The 5,879-nt window shown below is 75.4% G+C and carries 7 protein-coding genes; 6 read left to right on the top strand and 1 reads right to left on the bottom strand.

The genetic code is table 11. The features are described from left to right. From allB to G5C65_RS29550, 6 genes are all read left to right on the top strand, one after another. On the top strand, positions 1-1,062 hold a 1,062-nt coding region (gene allB, locus G5C65_RS29575; RefSeq protein WP_165302117.1), incomplete at its 5' end, for an allantoinase AllB. Then, on the top strand, positions 1,063-2,208 hold the full coding sequence (gene alc, locus G5C65_RS29570) for an allantoicase (RefSeq protein ID WP_165302116.1): 1,146 nt from the start codon (positions 1,063-1,065) through the stop codon (positions 2,206-2,208). It begins immediately after the preceding gene. 121 nt (positions 2,209-2,329) lie between these two features. Beyond that, positions 2,330-2,776 (top strand): guanyl-specific ribonuclease, encoded by a 447-nt coding sequence (locus G5C65_RS29565; RefSeq protein ID WP_165302115.1) that lies wholly within the window; start codon positions 2,330-2,332, stop codon positions 2,774-2,776. Between the two features lie 219 nt (positions 2,777-2,995). Continuing rightward, positions 2,996-3,964 carry a PfkB family carbohydrate kinase gene (locus G5C65_RS29560; RefSeq protein ID WP_165302114.1) on the top strand — a complete coding sequence of 323 codons (969 nt, stop codon included), beginning with the start codon at positions 2,996-2,998 and terminating at the stop codon, positions 3,962-3,964. An 85-nt stretch (positions 3,965-4,049) separates the two neighbouring features. Further along, entirely contained in the window at positions 4,050-4,685 is a 636-nt protein-coding gene (locus G5C65_RS29555; RefSeq protein WP_165302113.1) for a bifunctional 4-hydroxy-2-oxoglutarate aldolase/2-dehydro-3-deoxy-phosphogluconate aldolase, read from the top strand. 146 nt (positions 4,686-4,831) lie between these two features. Continuing rightward, on the top strand, positions 4,832-5,329 hold the full coding sequence (locus tag G5C65_RS29550; protein WP_165302112.1) for a GNAT family N-acetyltransferase: 498 nt from the start codon (positions 4,832-4,834) through the stop codon (positions 5,327-5,329). Between the two features lie 23 nt (positions 5,330-5,352). Here the strand turns inward: G5C65_RS29550 and G5C65_RS29545 are convergent. After that, on the bottom strand, positions 5,353-5,879 hold a 527-nt coding region (locus G5C65_RS29545), incomplete at its 5' end, for a Gfo/Idh/MocA family oxidoreductase (RefSeq protein WP_241266147.1).

The following is a 5,879-nucleotide window of genomic DNA, read 5'->3' as shown; positions in this document are numbered from 1 at the left end:
CCCACCACCACTCCGGACCACCTGGCCGTCAAGCGCGGCGTCGCCCGCGCCAAGGCGCACGTCGACGTCGGCTTCTGGGGCGGCGCGATCCCCGGGAACCTGCCCGAGTTGCGCCCGCTCCACGAGGCGGGCGTCTTCGGCTTCAAGTGCTTCCTGTCGCCCTCCGGCGTCGAGGAGTTCCCCGAGCTGGACCCGGCCGGGCTGGCCGCCGCCATGGCGGAGATCGCCTCCTTCGACGGACTGCTGATCGTGCACGCCGAGGACCCGGGGCGGCTCGCCGCCGCCCCCCAGCGCGGCGGGCCCGGGTACGCCGACTTCCTCGCCTCCCGCCCGCGCGCCGCCGAGAACGACGCGATCGCCCTGCTGATCGCCCTCGCCCGCGAGCACGGCACCCGCGTCCACGTCCTGCACCTGTCGTCGAGCGACGCGCTGGCGCCGCTGGCCGCCGCGCGGCGGGAGGGGCTGCGCCTCACCGCCGAGACCTGCCCGCACTTCCTCACCCTCACCGCCGAGGACGTGCCGGACGGCGCCACCGAGTTCAAGTGCTGCCCGCCCATCCGGGAGCGGGACAACCAGGACCCGCTGTGGGCCGCGCTCGCCGACCGCACGATCGACTGCGTCGTCTCCGACCACTCGCCCTGCACGTCCGGGCTCAAGACCCCCGACTTCGGCACCGCCTGGGGCGGCATCTCCTCGCTCCAGCTCGGCCTGCCCGCCGTGTGGACCGAGGCGCGGCGGCGCGGACACGGGCTCGCCGACGTGGCGCGCTGGATGTCCGCGGCCCCGGCCCGGCTCGCCGGGCTCGCGGGCCGCAAGGGCGCCATCGCCCCGGGCCACGACGCGGACTTCGCGGTCCTGGCCCCCGAGGCGACCTTCACCGTCGACCCCGCCCGGCTGCACCACCGCAACCAGGTCACCGCGTACGCCGGCCGCACCCTGCACGGCGTCGTCCGCTCGGCGTGGCTGCGCGGCGAGCGGATCGCGCGGGACGGCGCGCCGGAGCGGCGCGCGGGCCGGCTCCTCGACGCCCTTCCAGTCACCCTCCACGGAAAGGACGGCTGAATGTCTGCGGCGACCCCCGCGACCTGTGGCATACCCATACCCCGCTACGAGGGAGACGCGCGCCCCTACGGCGGCGGCGACCCGTACGCCGACTACCGGGCCCCGGCGGACGGCTTCCCCTTCGACCGCCTTCCCGACCTCGCCGACCGCAGGCTGGGCGCCGCCGTCATCGCCGCCAACGACGAGTTCTTCGCCGAGCGCGAGAACCTGCTGCGGCCCGAGCGCCCCGAGTTCGACCCCGCCGCCTTCGGCCACAAGGGCAAGGTGATGGACGGCTGGGAGACGCGCCGCCGCCGCGGTGCCTCCGCCGCCGTCCCGCACCCGGCCGCCGGGGACCACGACTGGGCGCTGATCCGCCTCGGCGCCCCCGGCGCCGTCCGCGGACTCGTCGTCGACACCGCGCACTTCCGGGGCAACTACCCGCGCGAGGTGGCCGTGGAGGCGGTGTCCCTGCCCGGCACCCCGTCCCCCGCCGAACTGCTCGCCGAGGGCGTTCCCTGGACCACCCTGGTGCCGCGTACCCGGGTCGCGGGGCACGCGGCGAACGGCTTCGCCGTCACCGCGGAGCGCCGCTTCACCCATCTGCGGCTGCGCCAGCACCCCGACGGCGGCATCGCCCGGCTGCGGGTGTACGGCGAAGCGGTGCCCGAGCCGGAGTGGCTGGCCGCGCTCGGCACCTTCGACCTCGTCGCGCTGGAGCACGGCGGGCGGGCCGAGGACGCCTCGGACCGCTTCTTCTCGCCGCCGGTGCACACCATCCTGCCGGGCCGCTCCCGGAAGATGGACGAGGGCTGGGAGACCCGGCGGCGCCGCGACGACGGCCACGACTGGGTCCGCTACGCCCTCGCGGCGCAGGCGCGGGTCCGCGCGGTCGAGCTCGACACCGGGTGCTACAAGGGGAACGCGGCCGGCTGGGTGTCGCTCGCGGGCCGCGACGGCGAGGGGGGCGCGTGGTCCGAACTGCTGCCCCGCACCCGGCTGGAGCCGGACGCGGTGCACCGCTTCGTCCTGGCGGACGCGCCGCCGGTCACGCAGGTGCGGATGGACATCTTTCCGGACGGGGGCGTGGCCCGGCTCCGTCTGCACGGCTCCCTCACCGGGGAGGGCGCCCGGCAGCTCGCTGCGCGCTACGCGGAGTTGGCGTAGCGGTCTCCGGGGAGCCCGGTACCGGGCCGCGCCCCGAAGGGGCGCCCTGTCGGCCGTGAATATCCGGGAAATTCCCCGTGGTTGTCGTTGACATGACATCTACGCGCGTCAGCATGGGGGTATGAGATTCCCCCCACGAATCGCCCGTGTCAGCGCAATCGGTGCCCTCGCCGCGGGCCTCCTCCTCGGCGCTCCCGCGGCAGCGGCCGGCGCGGCCGCGACGGCGCCCGCGACGGCGGCCGCCGTCACCGCGCCGGCCGCACCGCACGCGCGGATCGCGGCCGTCGGTGACATCTGCTACTCCGCGCTGCCCTCCCAGGCCCACGACACCCTGGCCCTCATCGCGCAGGGCGGCCCGTATCCGTACCCGCAGGACGGCTCGGTCTTCTACAACCGGGAGGGGATACTCCCGCAGCAGCAGACCGGCTACTACCACGAGTACACCGTCGAGACCCCGGGGTCACCGGACCGCGGCGCCCGCCGCATCGTGACCGGTGACAGCTACCGGGAGGACTACTACACCGCCGACCACTACGCGTCCTTCGACCTCGTCGACCGCACCTGCTGACCCCCCACTGCCGACGGCCGCCGCACCCGACCGGGGTGCGGCGGCCGTTCGTTGTCCCGGCGCGCCCCTGAACGACCCCTGCAACCGGTACCGTCTCCACCTCCGGTCCGGTTCCGTTTCGGGCCCGGGGATGCCCCCCGGGGGGTGGCTTTACCGCCCCGAACGGGTAACGTTCCCCACAGAGAGTAATGCATCGGCGGTAGATATGGGGAGTTACCGGTGAGAAACGGCCCAGAGGTGGTTACGTGCGGTGAGGCGATGCTCCTGATGCTCGCCGAACCGGGTATGCCGCTCGAACGTGCCACCCACTTCCGCCGCTCCGTCGCGGGCGCCGAGTCCAACGTCGCCGCCGGGCTGGCCCGGCTGGGCCACTGGGCGCGCTGGATCGGCCGGGTCGGGGACGACCCCGCCGGCGAAGCCGTGCTGCGCGAGCTGCGGGCCGACGGCATCGACGTCTCCTGCGCGGAGATCGACCCCGAGGCTCCCACCGGCCTGCTGCTGCGGGACAGCCACCCGGAGCGCGCGGTCGATGTGCAGTACTACCGCCGGGGCTCGGCGGCCGGTCTGCTCAGCCCCGACCAGATCGCGCCGGAGGCGCTGTCCGGGGTCCGCCTGGTGCACATCACGGGGATCACCCCCATGCTCTCCGAGACGGCCGCGCAGGCCACCAGGGCGCTGGTCGAACGCGCCCGGCAGGCGGGCGCTGCGGTCTCCTTCGACCCCAACGTCCGGCACAAGCTGGGCACCGACCACGAGTGGATACGGATCGTCGGCCCGCTGCTCCGCGAGGCCGATCTCGTCCTCGCGGGGGAGGACGAGCTGGAGCTGCTGCTGGGCGGCGGCGCAGCGGAAGGGGCCAAGGCCCTGCTGGAGATGGGCCGGGCCCGCACGGTGGTGGTCAAGCGGCGGGACCGTACGGCGGTGGCGCACAGCCCCGAGGGCACCTGCGAGCAGCCGCCCTTCCCGGTGCGGGCCGTGGACCCGGTCGGCGCGGGCGACGCGTTCGCCGCCGGGTGGATCTCCGCCTGGCTGCGCGGGCTGGACCACGAGCGCGCGCTCGCCGAGGCGGCGTGTGTCGCGGCGCTGGCCGTGCAGGGCCTCGCGGACACCGACGGGCTGCCCACGGCCGCGGGCCGGGACCGCGCGCTCGAAGCGCTGTCACGCGGCGCCGACGCCGTGCGCCGTTGACGGGCTGCCGGAACGCGGCCCTCGCGGGAGGGGCAGCGCCCTCCGCGCCGGGCCACCACAGAACGAGAGAGGCGGCGAACTTGCCGTGTACCGCTGGGAGATCACCAGAGCCGCGCTGGAGCAGCGCGTCCTCGCCATCGTGCGGGGGGACAACTACGAGACCGCGACGGCGACAGCGGACACCCTGCTCGCGGCGGGGATCACCGGGCTGGAGATCTCCCTGACCACTCCCTTCGCGCTGGAGGCCATCACCACGCTGCGCCGCGAGACCGGCGACGACTCGGTGATCGGCGCCGGGACCGTGCTGGACGGCGCGTCGGCGCGGATGGCGGTGGACGCGGGCGCCCGCTTCCTGGTCTCGCCCAGCCTGGACGCGGACGTGATACGCACGGGGCACCGGTACGGCGTGCCCGTCTTCCCCGGCGTCGCCAGCCCCACGGAGATGGTGCGCGCGCTGGAGCTGGGAGCCGACGCGCTGAAGCTGTTCCCCGCCTCGGCGTACACCCCCGGCTGGCTGCGCGACGTGCGGTCGGCGCTGCCGCAGGCGCCCGTCCTGCCGACCGGGGGCGTCACGGTGGCGCGGGCCCCTGAGTGGATCGCGGCGGGCGCGGTGGCCTGCGGCATGGGCTCCGCGCTGGCCGAGGGGGACCGCGAGGCGGTCACCAAGCGGGTCACCGAGCTGCTGCAGAAGCTGGAGGACGCGGTTCCGGCCGACCTCTGACGCCGGGAGGGGCCGCCCCTTGCCGCTCCTCGCGGGTGCAGGGCCGTTTCCGGCCGGTCGCGCAGTGCCCGCGCCCCTCCGGGGCACAATCCGGTGCCCCGAAGGGGCGCGGGGGCAGGAAGCCCCACGCTCTACGCTAGGGCGCCATGCGGATCAGCGAGTGCCGGGAAGAAGACGTCGGACTGCTCGACAAGCACATGCCCTCTCCGGGCGCGGACTCCTTCCACCAGCGCCGGTACGCGCGGCAGTGCGCGGGTGCGGGAACGTACCTCGTCGCCTGGCGGGACGACCTGCCGGTCGGGAGCTGCGAGGTGCGCTGGGACGGCTGCGCGGCGCCCGAGGTCCAGGCCGTGCACGCGGGGTGCCCCGAGGTGAACGGGCTCGGCGTCTGGCCGGAGACGCTGCGCTCCCAGGGGATCGGCACCGGGCTGATCCGGGAGGCCGAGCGGCTGGCCACGGCGCGCGGCTGCCGGAGCATCGGGCTGGGCGTCGAGCGCAACAACCCGCGGGCGCGGGCGCTGTACCGGCGCCTCGGCTACCGGCCCTCCACGCCGTACCTCGACTGCTGGTCCTACGCGGACGGGGCGGGTGTCGTCCACCGCGTCGCCGACGCCTGCACCTACATGGTGAAGGACCTCGCATAACCCGCACGGATGAGCGCAGAGGGTCATCGGACGTCCGGCAGGGCGACCGGGAGACCCGTGGCGCGGGAGCGCTCACACGCCTCCGCGATCCGCAGCGCCTCCAGCGCCTCCCGCCCGTCGCACGGGTTCGGGACCTCGCCCCGCACCGCCCGCACGAACGCCGCGATCTCCGCCTCGTACGCCGGCCCGAACCGGTCCAGGAAGCCCGGCCAGGGCTTGTCCGTGGGCGGCGGCGCGCTCGGCTCCAGCGAGGTGACCGGCGTCCGGGGATCCAGGCCGACGGCGACCTGGTCCGCCTCGCCCGCCAGCTCCATCCGCACGTCGTACCCCGCTCCGTTGACCCGCGTCGCGCTGGCCGTGCACAGCGTGCCGTCGTCCAGGGTGAGCAGGGCGGCGGCGGTGTCCACATCGCCCGCCTCGCGGAAGACCGCGGGGCCCGCGTCGGAGCCCGCCGCGTAGGCGGAGGCGACCTCGCGGCCCGTCACCCAGCGCACCGCGTCGAAGTCGTGCACCAGGCAGTCGCGGAAGAGGCCGCCGGAGAGGGGGAGGA

It is taken from the genome of Streptomyces boncukensis (assembly GCF_011045075.1).
Lineage (GTDB): Bacteria > Actinomycetota > Actinomycetes > Streptomycetales > Streptomycetaceae > Streptomyces > Streptomyces boncukensis.
Note: the sequence above shows the minus strand (reverse complement) of the source record. Positions and strands in the feature narration are given on the sequence as shown.